General features: G+C 46.7%; 10 protein-coding genes and 1 pseudogene. 7 read left to right on the top strand and 4 right to left on the bottom strand.

Translation table 11 applies throughout. From position 1 onward, the window contains the following. Positions 1–77 precede the first annotated feature (77 nt). The 3 genes and pseudogenes from QP339_RS04145 to QP339_RS04135 all read left to right on the top strand — a co-directional run bounded on the left by QP339_RS04145 (position 78) and on the right by QP339_RS04135 (position 2,157). On the top strand, positions 78–536 hold the full coding sequence (locus QP339_RS04145) for a flavodoxin (protein ID WP_067974583.1): 459 nt from the start codon (positions 78–80) through the stop codon (positions 534–536). Positions 537–548: 12 nt separating this feature from the next. Continuing rightward, positions 549–1,796: pseudogene (locus tag QP339_RS04140) on the top strand (aminopeptidase). Between the two features lie 28 nt (positions 1,797–1,824). Next, complete coding sequence (locus QP339_RS04135; protein ID WP_284910545.1) at positions 1,825–2,157, top strand: hypothetical protein; 333 nt, start codon at positions 1,825–1,827, stop codon at positions 2,155–2,157. Between the two features lie 472 nt (positions 2,158–2,629). On the opposite strand, the gene QP339_RS04130 is transcribed toward QP339_RS04135, so the two are convergent. Further along, entirely contained in the window at positions 2,630–3,013 is a 384-nt protein-coding gene (locus tag QP339_RS04130) for a GtrA family protein (RefSeq protein ID WP_070616433.1), read from the bottom strand. 138 nt (positions 3,014–3,151) lie between these two features. On the opposite strand from QP339_RS04130, the gene QP339_RS04125 reads away from it, so the two are divergent. The 3 genes from QP339_RS04125 to QP339_RS04115 all read left to right on the top strand — a co-directional run bounded on the left by QP339_RS04125 (position 3,152) and on the right by QP339_RS04115 (position 8,610). Further along, complete coding sequence (locus tag QP339_RS04125; RefSeq protein ID WP_284910544.1) at positions 3,152–5,704, top strand: YfhO family protein; 2,553 nt, start codon at positions 3,152–3,154, stop codon at positions 5,702–5,704. An 82-nt stretch (positions 5,705–5,786) separates the two neighbouring features. After that, positions 5,787–6,860, top strand: a complete 1,074-nt coding sequence (locus QP339_RS04120; protein WP_284910543.1) for a bifunctional glycosyltransferase family 2/GtrA family protein — start codon at positions 5,787–5,789, stop codon at positions 6,858–6,860. Then, positions 6,850–8,610 carry a hypothetical protein gene (locus QP339_RS04115; protein WP_284910542.1) on the top strand — a complete coding sequence of 587 codons (1,761 nt, stop codon included), beginning with the start codon at positions 6,850–6,852 and terminating at the stop codon, positions 8,608–8,610. Before QP339_RS04120 ends, QP339_RS04115 begins: the two co-directional genes overlap by 11 nt. A gap of 63 nt (positions 8,611–8,673) precedes the next feature. On the opposite strand, the gene QP339_RS04110 is transcribed toward QP339_RS04115, so the two are convergent. Together QP339_RS04110 and QP339_RS04105 are read right to left on the bottom strand one after the other, a co-directional pair. Next, complete coding sequence (locus QP339_RS04110) at positions 8,674–9,591, bottom strand: nucleoside hydrolase (RefSeq protein ID WP_284910541.1); 918 nt, start codon at positions 9,589–9,591, stop codon at positions 8,674–8,676. A 135-nt stretch (positions 9,592–9,726) separates the two neighbouring features. Further along, on the bottom strand, positions 9,727–11,208 hold the full coding sequence (locus QP339_RS04105) for an aldehyde dehydrogenase family protein (protein WP_284910540.1): 1,482 nt from the start codon (positions 11,206–11,208) through the stop codon (positions 9,727–9,729). A 417-nt stretch (positions 11,209–11,625) separates the two neighbouring features. On the opposite strand from QP339_RS04105, the gene QP339_RS04100 reads away from it, so the two are divergent. After that, the gene (locus tag QP339_RS04100) at positions 11,626–13,131 is read left to right on the top strand and encodes an ABC transporter substrate-binding protein/permease (protein WP_284910539.1); all 1,506 of its coding nucleotides are present in this window, start codon (positions 11,626–11,628) and stop codon (positions 13,129–13,131) included. 466 nt (positions 13,132–13,597) lie between these two features. Here the strand turns inward: QP339_RS04100 and secA are convergent, their stop codons facing one another. Next, the gene (gene secA / locus QP339_RS04095; protein ID WP_284910538.1) at positions 13,598–15,979 is read right to left on the bottom strand and encodes a preprotein translocase subunit SecA; all 2,382 of its coding nucleotides are present in this window, start codon (positions 15,977–15,979) and stop codon (positions 13,598–13,600) included. Positions 15,980–16,139 lie beyond the last annotated feature (160 nt).

The raw sequence follows: 16,139 nt of genomic DNA, 5'->3' as shown, positions 1-16,139 counted from the left end.
ATTGGAAGTCGCAGCTAGAGAGATAATTTGCTATACTTTTAGAGAGAAAGCTTTAATTAAATAATGGAGGAAATGTTATGCCTAAAGCCTTAATAATTTATGCCAGTTTAACTGGTAACACAGAAGAAATTGCCGACGTGATGACTGCCGCCTTTGAAGACCTAGGTGTTGACTGTGAAATGGTCGAATGCACCGATGCTTACGGCGAAGACTTCTTAGACGCAGATATTTGCGTGGTTGCCACCTACACCTACGGCACAGACGGTGACCTGCCCGATGAAATCGTCGACCTCTATGAAGACCTAGAAGAGGTTGACTTGACAGGTAAGGTCTATGCTGCCTTGGGTTCAGGCGACCTTTTCTATGAAAAATTCTGCCAGTCTGTTATTGACTTCGACGAACGCTTGGCAGAAACCGGAGCGACACGCGGAGGTGAATCCGTCAAAGTTGACTTAAACCCAGAAGAAGACGACATCCAAGCTATCGAAAAACTTGCTTCGGAATGCCTTGAATGCTACCAATCCATGAACGCTTAAAAGGAGGCCCTTATGGAGAATTTCAATGAACTACTCGATAAATATGCCCAACTCCTTATCAAAAAAAGTATTCAAGTAGAAAGTCAGGAGAATGTCATGATTTATATTGACATCGACCAAGCTCCCCTGGCCCGTCTACTTGCCAAACATGCCTATGAAGCAGGAGCCAAGCGCGTTTACTTCACTTAGCAAGATGACTCGATAAAAAAAATGGACTACCAATATGTGGCCAGCGAAAATCTAACCACTATCGAAGAGTACACCATCGCTCGCGATAAAGACTTGATTGAAAATAAGAAAATCAGCCGCCTATCCGTCATCTCCAGCGACCCTAACTTGCTAGACGATATCCCTGATGAAAAAATTCACCGAGTTCAAAAGGCCAATAGCCTAGCCTTCGAAGCGCGCAGGGAAGCTACCATGAAAAATGCCATTAAATGGGGAGTTGCTGCAGCCGCTTCTTACGGCTGGGCCCGCCATGTCTTTCCCGAATTAGCGGATGATCCTGAAAGTTGCGTCGACGCTCTCTGGCACGAAATTTTTAAAGCTTGCCGGGTCTATGAAGACGACCCCGTAGCTGCTTGGGACCAACACAAAGATAATTTAGAAAAACGCGCGGCTTATATGAACGACCAACAATTCGACGGCCTCCACTACCTAGCTCCGGGGACAGACCTCTATCTGGGTTTACCTAAAAACCACATCTGGACCTCTGCAGAAAGCCTCAGTCAAGATGGTAAACCTTTTATCGCCAATATGCCGACAGAAGAAATCTTTACCGCCCCAGATACGCGTCGGATGTCTGGCTATGTGCGTTCAACCAAGCCCTTGTCCTATGCCAACACTACCATTAAAGGCATTGAAGTCCATTTTGAAGATGGGCAAATTAGCCAAATTACGGCTGACCAAGGACAAAAGATCCTCGAAGATCTGATTGAAAATAACGATGGAGCGCGTGGTCTGGGCGAAGTCGCCCTCGTTCCTCACCGGTCCCCAATCTCCTTAAGCAATCTCACCTTCTATAACACCTTATTTGATGAGAATGCTTCCAACCACTTAGCTATCGGTGCAGCCTACCCCACCACGGTTAAAAACACGGAAGGAATGTCGGATGAAGAACTTCAAGCTATTGGCTTAAATGTCTCAAATGTCCATGTCGACTTCATGATTGGTTCCGAAACTATGGATATTTACGGCATCCGCGCAAACGGCGAAGAAGTCCCTATCTTTAAGCAAGGTGAATGGGCCTTCTCAGTATAATCAAGGCTAGTAAAAAGGATGGACAAAAATGACTAAAAAAGCGAAACGCCAAAAATTATATTATCGCTTAAAGGATTTGGAAAATCTCAGTGAACGTGAACGGAAACGTTTGGAGAACCTGACCGTCGATGAAGCCCTCGAGCAATTAGACCACGGCTCACCCAAACTCAATTGGATCTATGTCATTCTTGCAGTGACTGCCATCTTCTTTATTGCTTGGCTCGTTATCGAAAACAATCCACGCCAAGAAGAAATTCCCCCTAATACCATCGATGAAATGACCGAGGAAATCTCAAGTATGCATGAAGAAATCTCATCGCTCGAACAACGAATTTCTGATCTAGAAAGCAAGGTACCTTAAATAATCTAGCCTATAATGAACATAAGCCAGGAAGAAATATTCTTTCTGGCTTTTTCTTTTTGTCTTGCTTTAAGTTTGCGTGTACCGCGTATGCGGAAAGAAGAGGTATTCGTTATCGTTAGGCCTTCACTGTCCAGGATCACCCCCGCATGTGCGGGAAGAAGAGCAGGCCATGGAAGAGCTTGGCGAAGGCGCAAGGATCACCCCCGCCTATGCGGGAAGAAGTAGACTTTCGCGTCTTCAATGATGTCACCCATGGGATCACCCCCGCCTATGCGGGAAGAAGCTTGTCCCTGCCGTTACCAATCTGCTGAATGTGGGATCACCCCCGCCTATGCGGGAAGAAGACTAAAGAAAGCCCATCAAATCAGGCTTCTTTTTTGATCCCTCGGCCATTTTCATTCACTTTAAAAAATCCCCCATAGTTACTATAAGCCATCTTAGTCACTTTAACCAGTGATAACCTCATGCCTTATTCAATCCATAATTTTCTTGAGATAAAGTTCCACGCCATCACAAGGAAGGTGGCTAGGACTTTGGCTAGGAGGTAAAAGATGCCGAGTTTTTCAACGAAGGCCCACATAAAGAACTGGTTGAGGATCAGGCCTACCACTGACAGACTGACAAACAAGAGCAATTCCTGGACCCGCTCTTCCTTAGAAAAACGACTCACAAAAACATAGCGCATGCTGGCAAGATAATTAAAAATCGTAGCGACAACAAAGGCAATCCCCGCTGACAGCAAGTAGTGGACATGGCCCCATTCAGTAAGGCCCGTTAATAGGGCAAAGTCAATCACTGTGGCAAGGACACCGATCAAGCCAAAGCGAATGATTTGTTGGATAATTTTTTGCACGTTAGATCCTCTTTTCTCAAACTTTTACAATAAAGTTATTTTAGCATATCCTTGCTGATCTCTTATGACATTTAGCAAAGTCTTAAAGGAAATTTTGCTATACTTAAGCTTATAGACTAAGTTGGAGGCAGAATTTTCATGATTATTTCTTTTTTCAAAAAGCATAGAGCTCTCAGCCTAAGTTTTACTTTGGCTTTGACCATTCAACTTGCGATTTACTATCGTCTAGGTATCACGCCTTTTGGTGATAAATCTCTCCTGGTGACGGATATGAATGGTCAATATATTGCTTATTTTTCCTATTTGAAGAATGCCTTATTGGGGCAGGATAGCTTTCTTTATTCTTTCTCTAAGACCATGTCCGGCAACATGATTGGGCTGACTAACTACTATCTGCTCAGTCCATTCAACCTCCTCTTCCTCCTCTTTCCGCTCAAGGCCTTTCCCCTGGCAATCACTCTTATTACGAGCTTAAAGATGGCGACAGCTAGCGCCTCGATGACTTGGCTGATGGCAAAGCGCAAACTCCAAACTTGGGCTGCCATTGCCTTGGGATTAGCTTACGGTCTGTCGGGCTACCTCATCGTCTACCAACAGAATATTATGTGGCTCGATGCTTGCATCCTTTTCCCTCTATTAATTGATGGGCTAGACCGTTTGTTCAGCCAAGGCAGGTGGCACTTTTATACTCTGATTTTGGCCCTAGCCATCCTCAACAATTATTATATGGGGGCCATGCTCTGCCTTTTTTCTCTCTTGTATTTTATTTGTCGACTTTTGAGCGATTTTGCTTTCTCCGGAAGCTGGCAGGAAGCCAAGGTCCGCTTTAAAGCTTTCTTATCAGCTTCTCTCCTAGCTGGCGGTTTATCCTGTCTGACACTTATCCCAAGTTTTTTCTCCCTTCAAGGAGGTAAAGCAGGTCTAGACCCTAGCCAACTGATCGATTTTCATAGTCAGTTTTCTTTTTTAGACTTCGCTAGCAAGTTCTTTATCGGAGCTTTCCAAGCTGGCGATACCAAGTCTGGCTTGGCCAATGTTTTTGTAGCTAGCCTCATTCTTTTAGTCAGTGTAGCTGGGCTATTCAACCCAAGCATTGCCCGCTCTAAAAAAGCCAGAGGGGGGCTTCTACTCTTTAGCCTCTACCTATCCATGAAATATTTCAATCTAAACTTAATCTGGCATGGTTTCAATGAGCCCACCTGGTTTCCCTTCCGCTATAGCTTTCTCTCCACTGGTCTTATAGTCCTAATGGCGGCTGAAGAAATTAAAGCGAGCAACTTTTCTTGGCGACGCTATGTCGCTAGCTTAGCCATCCTTCTTGGACTTGGACTTCTTATTAGCCGCCAGAGCTACGCTTATCTAGAGTCAAGCGATATCTTAACAAGCCTGATCTGCCTAGGAATAGGGCTAGGCCTTCTCTTAGGTCAAGCTTGGCTGCGCTACCGACCAGGTCAGTTATTCTTCAGTTTCGGGCTGGTCCTGCTCGTTGCTTATGAGGTTTTCAGCAATGGCTATTACACACTCAATAAAATGGCCTACCAAGACGCCCAGGCTTTTAGCCAGTTCGTTTCACGCTATCAAGAACCTATTCAGCAGCTTCAGTCCCAAGACACCGGCTTTTACCGTCTAGAAAAGAACCGACACTATGCTAACAACGATCCCCTCTTGCTCAACTATCCCGGCCTTTCCCACTATAGTTCTAATGAGACAGCCGAGGTCATCGAGCTCATGGGTAAGCTTGGCTTCCATGACAATGGCAATTGGGCCCGTTTTGCTTACGGGTCAACTTTGGCAGCTAATCAGTGGATGGGCTTACGTTACCTACTCAGCGACTACCCCTTGCCCAGTCTAGGTCAGGGAGAAGAACTGGACCAAGTCCTTATCTATAAAAATCTTCAAGCCTTCCCCCTCGCTTACGAAATCGATTGGCAAAAAACTTTTCATAACCAAAGCCAACCCTTTGCTTTTCAAAATGAACTTTTTGCCTATACCACTGGAATTAGGGACTACTATCAACCCTTAGCAGCTAGACAAGTGACTGTTCATTTGGAGAATGTACACGCTGTTGAAGCAAACGGCCAAGTCAACTACTCCCGAATTGATTCCCATAAACCAGGCAAGATCCGCTACCAAATCACCAAGACCCCTGATCAAATGGTGAACTACCAATTCAAAGGTCAGTCTGGTCAAGGCCTGAAAATTTATCATGACCAAGCCTTTAGCCACATCAACCTAGATAAGAAAAATCATACCCTCCACACTTATGACCAGGAAACGGCCAGCGTAGACATCACCGTTAGCTTCAACGATGATATAATTGCAGATCCTAAGCCTGACTTTTATCTCTCTAGCCGGCAAAGCACAGCAGCCATGGCCCAACTTGCTCAAGGTCGAGCACTAGAAATTGAAGCCTTTTCGCCCACTGCCATCCGAGGGCAAAGGAAAAAATCAGACGATGCCTCCCGTCTCTTTCTCAGTATTCCCTTCGATAAAGGTTGGCATGCCTTTGTCGACGGCCGCTATACGCCAGTCCACCGGGAAGCCCATTACTTCTTGGGAGTCGACCTGCCGGCAGGTTCCAAGCTAGTCCAGCTGATTTTTATCCCGAGAGGCCTTATTTTAGCTGGCATCAGCAGCCTAGTCAGCTTCCTAATCTTCTTGAAAACTCTACATGGGAAAAATAAAAATTAATAAACATCAAATGACTAACTCATCCCAGTTATTCATTGTATAATAGAACAAGCTTAACGTATTTATGGAAGGAGATTTATTCATGGTAAGTGCTCACGAGCAAGCCATTATCATTCCCTCACTTGATCCGGACCAACGTTTACTAGACTTGGTCAAAAATATTCGCCAAGGCCACGATAGCCAACTCTTTATTGTCGTTGTCAACGATGGAAGCGACGCCTCCTATGACAACTACTTTGACCAGCTCAAGGACTATCCTCGTCTGAAAGTTTTAAAACATGAGCAAAATTATGGGAAAGGTCGGGCCCTTAAGACGGCCTTTCGTTACTTATTGGATGAGCAGAGTCAAATCTCTTCCGCAGTGACGATTGATTCAGATGGTCAACACACCTTTGAGGATATGATGGCTTGCCTAGAAGAGGCCCAAAAGCACCCGGAAGCCTTTATCTTTGGCGCCCGTCACTTTGGTGAAGACGTGCCCTTAAGAAGCAAATTTGGTAATATTATGACCCGCAAACTGCTCCGCTTTTTAACAGGGATGAATTTAGAGGATACCCAAACTGGCCTCCGGGTCATTCCCAGCCAGTATTTTGAGCCACTACTCGACGTGGAAGGCGACCGCTTCGAATATGAAATGAATATGATTCTCTTTGCCAAGAAACACCAGATTCCAATTATCGAGGTGGGCATTTCAACCATTTATCTGGACGACAACGCCTCCTCCCACTTCAAGGTGCTCCGGGATTCCTTTGCCATCTATTCTATTTTCTTGAAATATATTGCGGCTTCCCTGGTCTCCTTTGTAATTGACCTAGCTTGCTTTGCACTCTGTTTAGCTGTTATCGGGCACCAGAACTTCACCGCCATCACAACAGCGACCGTCATTGCCCGCTGTATCTCCGCCCTGGCTAATTATTTGATGAACCGACTCGTCGTTTTCAAAGCGAATTCAAGACAGAGTCTGCTCAAGTACGGCCTCCTCGTCATTGTCCAAATGCTATCGTCTAGTCTACTAGTGACAGCATTTAACCACTGGCTCCCCGCCCTTCCAGCAACACTAATTAAGCTCTTTGTGGACGCTTTCCTCTTTATCCTTAATTACCACATCCAAAAACACTTTATTTTCCCTACAAAGGAGGACGTGAATGGCCTTTAGTTTCTTTATCCTAGCGACTGTGGGGATCTGCCTCAGTTTAAAAGGCCGGGCAGGCTTCGCCCTTGAAAGCACGCTGATTTTAACCATTAGTTTGGAGACCTGCCTGTTCTTCCTCTTTGCCCTTTGCCAGGCGCTAAGCCTTGGTTTCTACCTGGTCACCATCCTTGGCTGCCTGACTTTACTGGTCCACCTGACCCAGTATCTCCGCCAGCCAACCATCACTTGGCCGAGGCGCCAGGCCCCACAACTTATCTTTTGGGGGCTTTTTCTTATTTATAGCCTTGCCCTAGTCGGAACGCATTTTACCCATTATGATAATTTCTCTCACTGGGCACGGATTGTTAAATTTATTACTTTAGAAGGTCGCCTAGTTCAAAATGGGGACCAGTTCATCAGCTTCACCTCCTATCCGCCTGGCAGCGCCCTCTACTTGGGCTACTGGATGCAAGGTCTCCCGCTCCGTGACGACCTCATGCTCATCGGCCAAAACTTGATCAATTTTGCCTGCGTTTGGCCCCTGGTCGGCCTGGCGAGTGCTTCTCAGAAAAAACAGGGTCTTGCGAGCAGTATAGCTCTAGTTTTTATTGCCCTTTTGAATGCCTTGGACCAAGGTGCTGGACACATCCTATACACCTCCCTCTTGGTCGACTTCCTCCTACCCTTAGTGGCCTTGGCTGCTGTGGCCAGCCTTTACCGTCACCGCCAACATTTCGGTCAAATGAGCCTGATTACTGCCGCGATGACCAGTTTTCTTATCCTGATTAAAAACAGCGGCATCTTCTTTGTGATTGTCATTATCCTCTACTATGCTTACCTCGTTTGGACAAGGCACAGAGCCCGCTTTAAAGTTGGACTCCTTGCCTGCCTCTGCCCCTTCCTCCATCTCGGCTTATGGAACCATTATGTGAGCCAGACCTTCAACCAAGTCAGTAAGCACAGTGTTAATTTAGCAGCCTATGAAAAGATCCTTGGAGAGAAGAGCGTAGCTGATATCCAGGCCATTACAAGCCGCTTCCTCCGTTTCTTCTTGAAGAGCGAAGTAGCCAGCAACCAAGCCCTCTATCTCTTCCTGGGCCTCTGCGTCTTGGGTCTCTTGCTTGGCTGGTTGAGGCGGAGGCCCACGCAACGGACAATAGGCCTTATGCTGGCGATTCTCATCTTTTATATCGCCAGCCTCTATGCCATGTACCTCTTCTCTATGCCCCTAGCCGAAGCCATGCGCCTAGCCAGTATCCACCGCTATATGGGAACTATCCTTTGCTTCCTCTATGGCCTCCTCTACTTCAGCGCCCTAACGACATGGTACCAAGAGCCCCAACTTTTAGCCAAGCCTGCCGCAAAAAGCCTGGGCCTAATCCTAGTCTTATTAGCCCTTGTAAGTCATGGGCACAAGCTCACAGAAATCTATAACTTAGATGACCAGCTTGTATCGGACACAGTTGCTGTAGTTGGCCAAGGAACCCACTATCACGAGGGCGACTACCTCCTAGTTGATGACCGACAGGACACCACCTACTTACAGTTGATGACCTCCTACTATCTCTATTGCGATCAAACAGGAATTAGCCGGCCCTATGACTATCCCAACCAAGAAGCCAGCTTCATCCAAATGGTCGAGGAACCAGAAGCCGTCATCTATCTTACGGACCTTGACCATTTTGACGAAAAATTTACCAAGGTCTACGGTTTCCGTCCCCAAGCCCAAGTCTACGACCGTCAAGTACTCATTCAAGCCCGCCAAGGCTCCTAAGAGAAAAAGCATCTGCCATTTCTTCAGAAAAAGGCAGATGCTTTTTGTTTATCTATACATTCCCTAGCGACAAGCGCGGATACTGTCCTTGAACCAAGCTTTGAAGCGGTCTCGGTCAATCCAGGTAGGGACCGTACAGTTCACGGGGCGGTCCGTCTTATGGTCTAAATCTACCACAGTTTGTCCGTAGGTTAGCGAACTTCCTAGTTCCACTTCCACATTACAGTCTACGGTCTTAAACATATCCGGTTGAAGCAGGTAAGCCACTGCGGTTGGGTCATACATGGCCAACTCGCCATCCCGTTCTTGCGACCGGTAGGCTTTGAGCATGCCATAAACCATCCGACCGATTTCATTGACCTGGGCTAATTCTTCGGCTTCTGCTACTCCAATAGTTGCGATATAGCCAATGTCTAAGCCAACCATAGTCTTTTTGATCGGCGCATTGAAGACAATTTGAGCCGCTTCAGGATCGGTCCCAATGTTGAATTCATCCATGACATGCTTGTTCCCTCGAGTGAAAGAACCACCCATGATAATCAATTCCGCAATTTTTTCGCGAACTTCTGGAAACATCGTCAAAAGCAAGGCCATATTGGTTTGGGGCCCCACTGCCACAATGGTCACAGGGTCTTCAGCTGCCAATAAGCAATCACGCATGGCCAGGACCGCATGTCCCTCTACTAGCTCATCCATGCTTACCTCAAGGAAGTCGTAACCGTCCATCCCCGATTCCCCGTGAACTTCAGAAGCATCAGTAAAGGCAGTCAGTAATGGTCCTTTATTTCCAGCTGCAACAGGAATCTGCCGGTCAAAGAAGTGAACCAACTTCAGGGCATTACGAGCTGTCTTCTCCCAAGCAACATTACCACCAACCGTTGTAATCAGGTCCACCTCAACATCCTCAGCATTGAGCAAAATTGACAAAGCAATGGCATCATCAATACCCGGATCTGTATCAAAAATCACATGTTTTACCATGATAAACCTCCTCTTAACTTATTTCAGTCCCATTATAACCCAAAATAGAAGCGCTTTCACCATTAGCCTATAAAAAGCAGCCAAACTCCGAATAAAGTTTAGCTGCTTCTTGCTTTATTAGTTTTAAATTATTTTCTAAAACATGCCGGTCCGTCCTTGTCCCAGGTTAACATAGATATTCTTAGCTTGGGTATAGGCATTGAGGATCATCTTATGGGTTTCACGACCAATGCCGGAATCCTTGTAGCCACCGAATGGCGCTCCTGCTTCAAAGGAGTTGTAGGTGTTAATCCAAACCCGACCGGTCCGGACACCGCGAGCTACCTTAAAGGCCGTATTCAGGTTCGTGGTGAAGACGCCGCCCCCTAAACCATAGTCTGATTCGTTGGCAATTTGGATAGCTTCATCTACATCCTTAAATTTAATGACTGTAGCAACTGGGCCGAAGATTTCTTCTTGAGCAACCCGCATGTCATTCTTAGCCAGTAAGAGGGTTGGTTCATAATAGTAACCCTTGTCTAAGTTACCAGAAGTCACAGCCCGGCCGCCGGTTAAGAGTTCTGCCCCCTCATCTAGACCGATTTGAACATACTCATCGACTTTCTTGTGTTGGGAAGGATTAGCTTGGGCCCCGAGTTGAGTTTCCTTGTCCCATGGCAGACCAATCTTAACTTGTTTGAACTCTTCAATCAAGCGTTCAATAAATTCGTCGTAAATGCTTTCTTGGACAAGAATCCGTGACCCTGCTGAGCAAACTTCACCCTGGTTGAAGAGGATACCCAATTGAGCTCCTTCCAAGGCTTGTTCCATATCCATGTCCTCAAAGAAGATATTGGCAGACTTCCCGCCGAGTTCAAGTGTGGCTGGAATGAGGTTTTCTGCTGCAGCAATCCCGATATCGCGACCAACAGCTGTTGACCCTGTGAAGGCTAATTTATCCAAGCCCTTGTGGTGTTTGAGATAGTCACCAGCCTTAGAGCCACGGCCTGTAATAACATTTAAGACACCCTTAGGCAAGATCGGGTTAATTAACTTGGCCAATTCTAGTAAGCTGAGCGAGGTATCAGAAGCCGGTTTGATGACAACCACACAACCTGAAGCTAAGGCAGGGGCTAGTTTCCAAGCAGCCATCAGGAAGGGGAAGTTCCAAGGAATAATTTGACCAACAACCCCAATTGGTTCGCGGATAATCATTGACATGGTGTTATGGGTCAGGAATTTCACTTGGTCTTCTTCGCTCCGGATAACTGAAGCAAAGTAACGGAAGTGGTCAGCTGCAAGTGGGATATCAGCGCCAGAGGTTTCACGGATTGGTTTCCCATTATCCAGGGTTTCAATCAGGGCTAAACGCTCAGCATTTTCATCAATTAAATCCGCAATTTGGTTTAAGATAGATGCCCGTTCTTTAACATCTGTTTGCCCCCAGGTCTTGAAGGCTTCTTGGGCAGCCTCTACCGCACGGTCAACGTCTTCATTGACTGCATCCGTGATTGTCGCAAGGTGTTCTCCGTTAGCAGGACTGATCACATCGATCCGATCCGAACCTGCCCCCTTCGTCCATTCGCCATTAATGAGTAAACTATAATCTTTTTCTAATTTTAAATCTTTAATTTCCATTGGCTACCTCCATCTTCAAATTTAAGTAACAAGCTAAGTTTAGTATAAAATAGAAACGCTTTCTTTTCAATCTTAATGCTTAGTCGAAAATTATCCCCCAATTTCTTGCCAGTTGGAATTGACAAATTAGAAATCACCCCCTATAATATTAAAAAATATAAAAAACTCTAATTATTTTATCATTTTAGGGAGAGTAAGTCTTTTAGAGGTTCAAGCGAGCAGGAGTTGGTGGAAGTCCTGTCCTTAAGAAGAGTGAACGCGCCTGAAATTATTGGCTCATAAGATAAAGGGCCCGCCTCAGAGCGTTATCTGTTTAAGCTGACCAGGCCCTGGCTTGGTCAATAGAGTGGTACCGTGGATTAGCTCCGCCTCTTTTTTGAGAGGCGGATTTTTTTAATTTGTTAGGAGGAAGGAATAATGAAGGAAAGAAGTCATTGGCTCAAATGGAGCCTAAAAGCCTGTCTGGCGCTCTTAATTTTGATGGCTCCGGTCTTTGGCCCAAAAGCGAGTCCGGTTCAAGCCAGCCAAACGCAAACCAGCACTGTTGGAGATGACCAATTGCTCAAAGAAATCAAGGAACGCGGGGTGATTCGGATGGGCGTCAACCCCCACTATCCCCCCTTTGAATTTCTGACCCGGGAGAATGGCCAGAATAAGACAGTTGGGGTCGATGTCTCCCTCGGCGAGAAGATTGCCGAAGACTTGGGTGTCAAACTCGAAGTGGTGAACATGGAATTTACCAGCCTCATGTCCTCGCTCGAGGCTGGTAACATTGATATGATCATCTCAGGGATGACCTATACGGAAGAACGGGACAAGTCGGTGGACTTCTCAGACCCTTATGAGAATGACCGACAAGCTATCATGTTCCGCAAAGAAGACGAAGGAAAGATTAAGGACAAGGATAGCTTCACTGAGCAAATGACGATTGGTGTCCAACAAGCGACCTACCAAGAGGACCTAGCCAAAGAGTTCATGCCCCAAGCTAAGATGCTGACCATGCAACGGGTGCCTGACCTGCTCGGTGCCCTGACCACTAAGCAGATTGACGGCATCCTAGTTGATGAGCTCGTTTCCTACAGCCATGCCAATGCCCAAGCCGATATCTCTTACGTAGACGCCGGCTTACCGAGTGGGGAAAAGGATGGCAAGGCGGTCGTCATTCCTGAAAGACAGCCTAGCCTGCAAAAAGCCATCAACCAAAGCGTCGCCGAAGTCAAAGACCAAAACTTAGTGGAGAAATGGACGGATGAACTGGCTCCTCTCCTCATTGAAGGAGAATCCATTAACTGGTTATCTTACTGGCCTTTCTACTGGGATGGTATCAAGCTCACCCTCTTAATCTCAGCTGTTGCGATTATCTGTGGTCTGATTTTGGGTTCCATACTTGCCCTAATGCGGCTTTCAAACTTGGCACTCATGAATTCGCTGGCAAGTGCCTATGTCGAATTCCTCCGAGGGACGCCGCTGATGATTCAAGTTCTCTTTATCTTCTTAGGGATCGGCGGCCTCTTAGGCATTGGGCCTTTAGCAGCTGGTCTGATTGCCGTCTCTCTCAACTCGGGGGCTTATATCTGCGAAATCATTCGTGGTGGACTCCAATCGGTTCCCAAGGGGCAAATGGAAGCCGCCCGTTCCCTCGGCCTAAGCTATGGTACCACTATGAAAAAGGTCATCTTCCCCCAATCCTTGCGGGCAATCTGGCCGTCACTCGGCAATGAATTCATTACCTTGATCAAGGAATCTTCCATTGTATCAACCATCGGTGTAGCTGAACTGACCTTTCAAACTCGGGCCGTCACCAGCCAAACCTACCAAGGGATCATCCCCCTCTTCATCTCCATGCTGGTCTACTTTATCCTCACCTTTGCCCTTAGCAAGCTGCTCAACTATTATGAAAAGAAAATGCAGGCTAAATATTAAATTTTATGCGATACAAAAAGCGTCCCCAACCCTCATCGGTTGGAGACGCTTTTTATATTGTGTATTTATCCATTAAACTGGGGAAATTAAACGCTAGCCTTCACACCCTTAGTCGGGCTTGCAGAGGCAGAAGCTTCTCCACTTCACAAGTCTCCGCCGCAGTCTTTCAGACTGCTTTGGTGACTTGCTCCAGTGAAAGGATGCTGAACGCGCTCCCTCACACCCTTTGTAGTCGGGTTCGGTTGCGCAGAAGTGGCTCCTCTTCACAAAGTCCCGCCGAAGACTTGCAGTCTTCTCTGGTTCTTTGCTCCAGAGGTCCACTTCTAACCGCGCTCCCTCACACCCTTTGTAGTCGGGTTCGCAAAGGCAGAAAGGAAGTAACTTCAGCAAAAGTGAACGAACGGCTGAAGCCGTTCTTATCCCTTTTGCCTCCAGTCATTCCTTTCTAAACGCCTTTGCTCACACCCTATACTTGTTGGCGTTGGAGGTTTTGGCGGATTTGTGAGTTCATGAAGAGGAGGCTGGCATCGTATTCGATGCCTGCTACCATTTCATTGAAGCGTTCAAAGCCTTCTGTTTGGTACTCGACGAGTGGGTTGTTTTGAGCATATGCACGTAGACCTACTCCTTGGCGCAATTGGTCCATGGCATCGATATGATCGGTCCAGCGGCTGTCAACAGCGCGTAGAATAACCACTTTCTCAAATTCCAAGATCAAGTCTGGGTTCGAGATGTCGTTTAACTTACTTTGGAAGCGGTCCTGGGCCCGGTCTTTGAGTTCTTCTTTCATCTCATCAGGGTCCAAGTCTTCCAAGTCGCCTTGGGACATATCATTTTCTGTCAAGAGAACGGTTTGAATAAAGTCTGTTAAGGCCTCGTAATTCCAATCCGATTCATCGCCGGCTGTGTATTGATCAACGACACGGTCAATGGTTCGGTCAATCATTTGCCACATAATGTCATCGAGGGAATCTTCTTCCTCGATAATTTGTTGGCGCTGGTCATAGATAATCTCCCGTTGTTCACGCATCACTTCATCGTATTCCAGTACGTTCTTCCGGGTATCGTAGTTGTTCCCTTCCACACGTTTTTGGGCAGATTCCACTTGTTTGGAGATCATCCGGCTTTCAATGGCAACATCATCTTCGCCGTCGCCATCAATATTTAAACTTTCCCAAACCGCTTTAACCCGGTCTGAACCGAAGCGGCGCATGAGGTCATCCTCTAAGGAGAGGTAGAAACGTGAATAACCAGGGTCCCCTTGACGGCCTGACCGTCCACGCAACTGGTCATCGATCCGCCGCGATTCATGGCGTTCGGTTCCGATAACCGCTAAACCGCCAGCTTCCTTAACCCCAGGTCCTAACTTAATGTCAGTCCCCCGGCCGGCCATATTAGTTGCGATCGTTACGGCCCCTTTTTGGCCAGCTTGGGTGACGATTTCAGCTTCTTTAGCGTGGTTCTTCGCATTCAAGATATTATGTGGCACCCCACGTTTGCTGAGGAGATTGGAGAGTAATTCCGAGGTTTCAACCGCTACCGTCCCGACCAGGACAGGTTGACCATCTTGGTAGCGTTCCTGGATTTCATCGGCAACCGCCTCAAACTTGGATTCCAAATTAGGATAAATAATATCTGGAGCATCGATCCGTTGCACAGGGCGGTTGGTTGGAATCTGAATCACGTTCATATTGTAGATTTCACGGAATTCTTCTTCCTCCGTCTTAGCAGTACCGGTCATCCCCGCTAATTTATCGTACATCCGGAAATAGTTCTGGAAGGTGATCGTTGCCATGGTCTTCGATTCGTTTTGAATTTCGACATTTTCTTTGGCTTCAATGGCTTGGTGGAGGCCATCCGAATAACGACGGCCATCCATAATCCGACCGGTAAAGCCGTCAACGATCTTAACTTCACCTTCTTGGACCACATAGTCAATATCCAGGAGCATAATATAGTTAGCACGTAAGGCCGTATCGATATGGTGGATCAAACGTCCATTCTCAACATCATAGAGGTTATCCAAGTGGAAGACATCTTCTGCCTTCTCAATCCCCTCTTCAGTCAGGCTGATCGTCTTGGAACTGACATCGATCACATAGTCTTCTTCTTCTTGCAGGCTCTTCACAAAGTAGTCCGCCCGTTGGTAGAGCGCCGTAGATTGTTCAGCTTGGCCAGAAATAATCAAAGGTGTCCGCGCCTCATCGATCAAGATTGAGTCTACCTCATCGACAACCGCGTAGTGGAGCGGCCGTTGGACCATTTGACTCTTATAGACCACCATGTTATCGCGGAGGTAGTCAAAGCCCAATTCATTATTGGTCGAATAGGTAATGTCACAGTTATAGGCTTCACGCTTTTGGTCGGAAGACATATCATTGGTATTCAAACCAACTGTTAGCCCTAAGAATTCGTAGAGCTCGCCCATCTCAACCGAGTCCCGACGCGCCAAATAGTCATTGACTGTCACCACATGGACGCCCTTGCCTGATAAGGCATTCAGATAGACAGGCATGGTTTCCGTCAAGGTCTTGCCTTCCCCCGTCTTCATCTCGGCAATGTTCCCATAGTGGAGGGCAAGTCCACCCATGATTTGAACATGGAAAGGATAGAGTCCAAGCACCCGACGCGCCCCTTCGCGGACAGTTGCGAAGGCTTCAACCAGCACATCTTCTTCAGTTTCTCCATTCTGCAAACGTTCTTTAAAGGATTCCGTCTTTGCCCGGAGCTGGTCATCTGAATACTCAGCGAACTTATCCCCTAAGGCCTCAACTTTCTTCGCTTGTTTGTTGAAGCGACGCAATTCTTTCCGGTCATTTTCAAATATTGATTTCAAAAAGCTAGCCATTCTATTCTCCTTATCTGGTCAATTGCGGCTATCGCTTGTTAACCCAATTGATTATCTTCATATATCTCATTATTTTATCATGCTTTATCCTAAAATTGAACCTTAGAGCCCGCTTATAAAGGGCAAAGGCACACTTATTTCTATTTTAACACAGTTAGCG

This window comes from Aerococcus sp. UMB7834 (assembly GCF_030215145.1).
Taxonomy (GTDB): Bacteria; Bacillota; Bacilli; order Lactobacillales; family Aerococcaceae; genus Aerococcus.
This window is presented reverse-complemented; position numbering and strand designations above follow the sequence as displayed.

What these genes read in the sequence shown, in the direction of transcription:
- QP339_RS04145 (WP_067974583.1), top strand. Translation starts at nt 78, where the DNA reads ATGCCTAAAGCCTTAATAATTTATGCCAGTTTAACTGGTAACACAGAA.
- QP339_RS04135 (WP_284910545.1), top strand. Translation starts at nt 1,825, where the DNA reads ATGACTAAAAAAGCGAAACGCCAAAAATTATATTATCGCTTAAAGGAT.
- QP339_RS04125 (WP_284910544.1), top strand. Translation starts at nt 3,152, where the DNA reads ATGATTATTTCTTTTTTCAAAAAGCATAGAGCTCTCAGCCTAAGTTTT.
- QP339_RS04120 (WP_284910543.1), top strand. Translation starts at nt 5,787, where the DNA reads ATGGTAAGTGCTCACGAGCAAGCCATTATCATTCCCTCACTTGATCCG.
- QP339_RS04115 (WP_284910542.1), top strand. Translation starts at nt 6,850, where the DNA reads ATGGCCTTTAGTTTCTTTATCCTAGCGACTGTGGGGATCTGCCTCAGT.
- QP339_RS04110 (WP_284910541.1), bottom strand. Translation starts at nt 9,591, where the DNA reads ATGGTAAAACATGTGATTTTTGATACAGATCCGGGTATTGATGATGCC.
- QP339_RS04105 (WP_284910540.1), bottom strand. Translation starts at nt 11,208, where the DNA reads ATGGAAATTAAAGATTTAAAATTAGAAAAAGATTATAGTTTACTCATT.
- QP339_RS04100 (WP_284910539.1), top strand. Translation starts at nt 11,626, where the DNA reads ATGAAGGAAAGAAGTCATTGGCTCAAATGGAGCCTAAAAGCCTGTCTG.
- secA (WP_284910538.1), bottom strand. Translation starts at nt 15,979, where the DNA reads ATGGCTAGCTTTTTGAAATCAATATTTGAAAATGACCGGAAAGAATTG.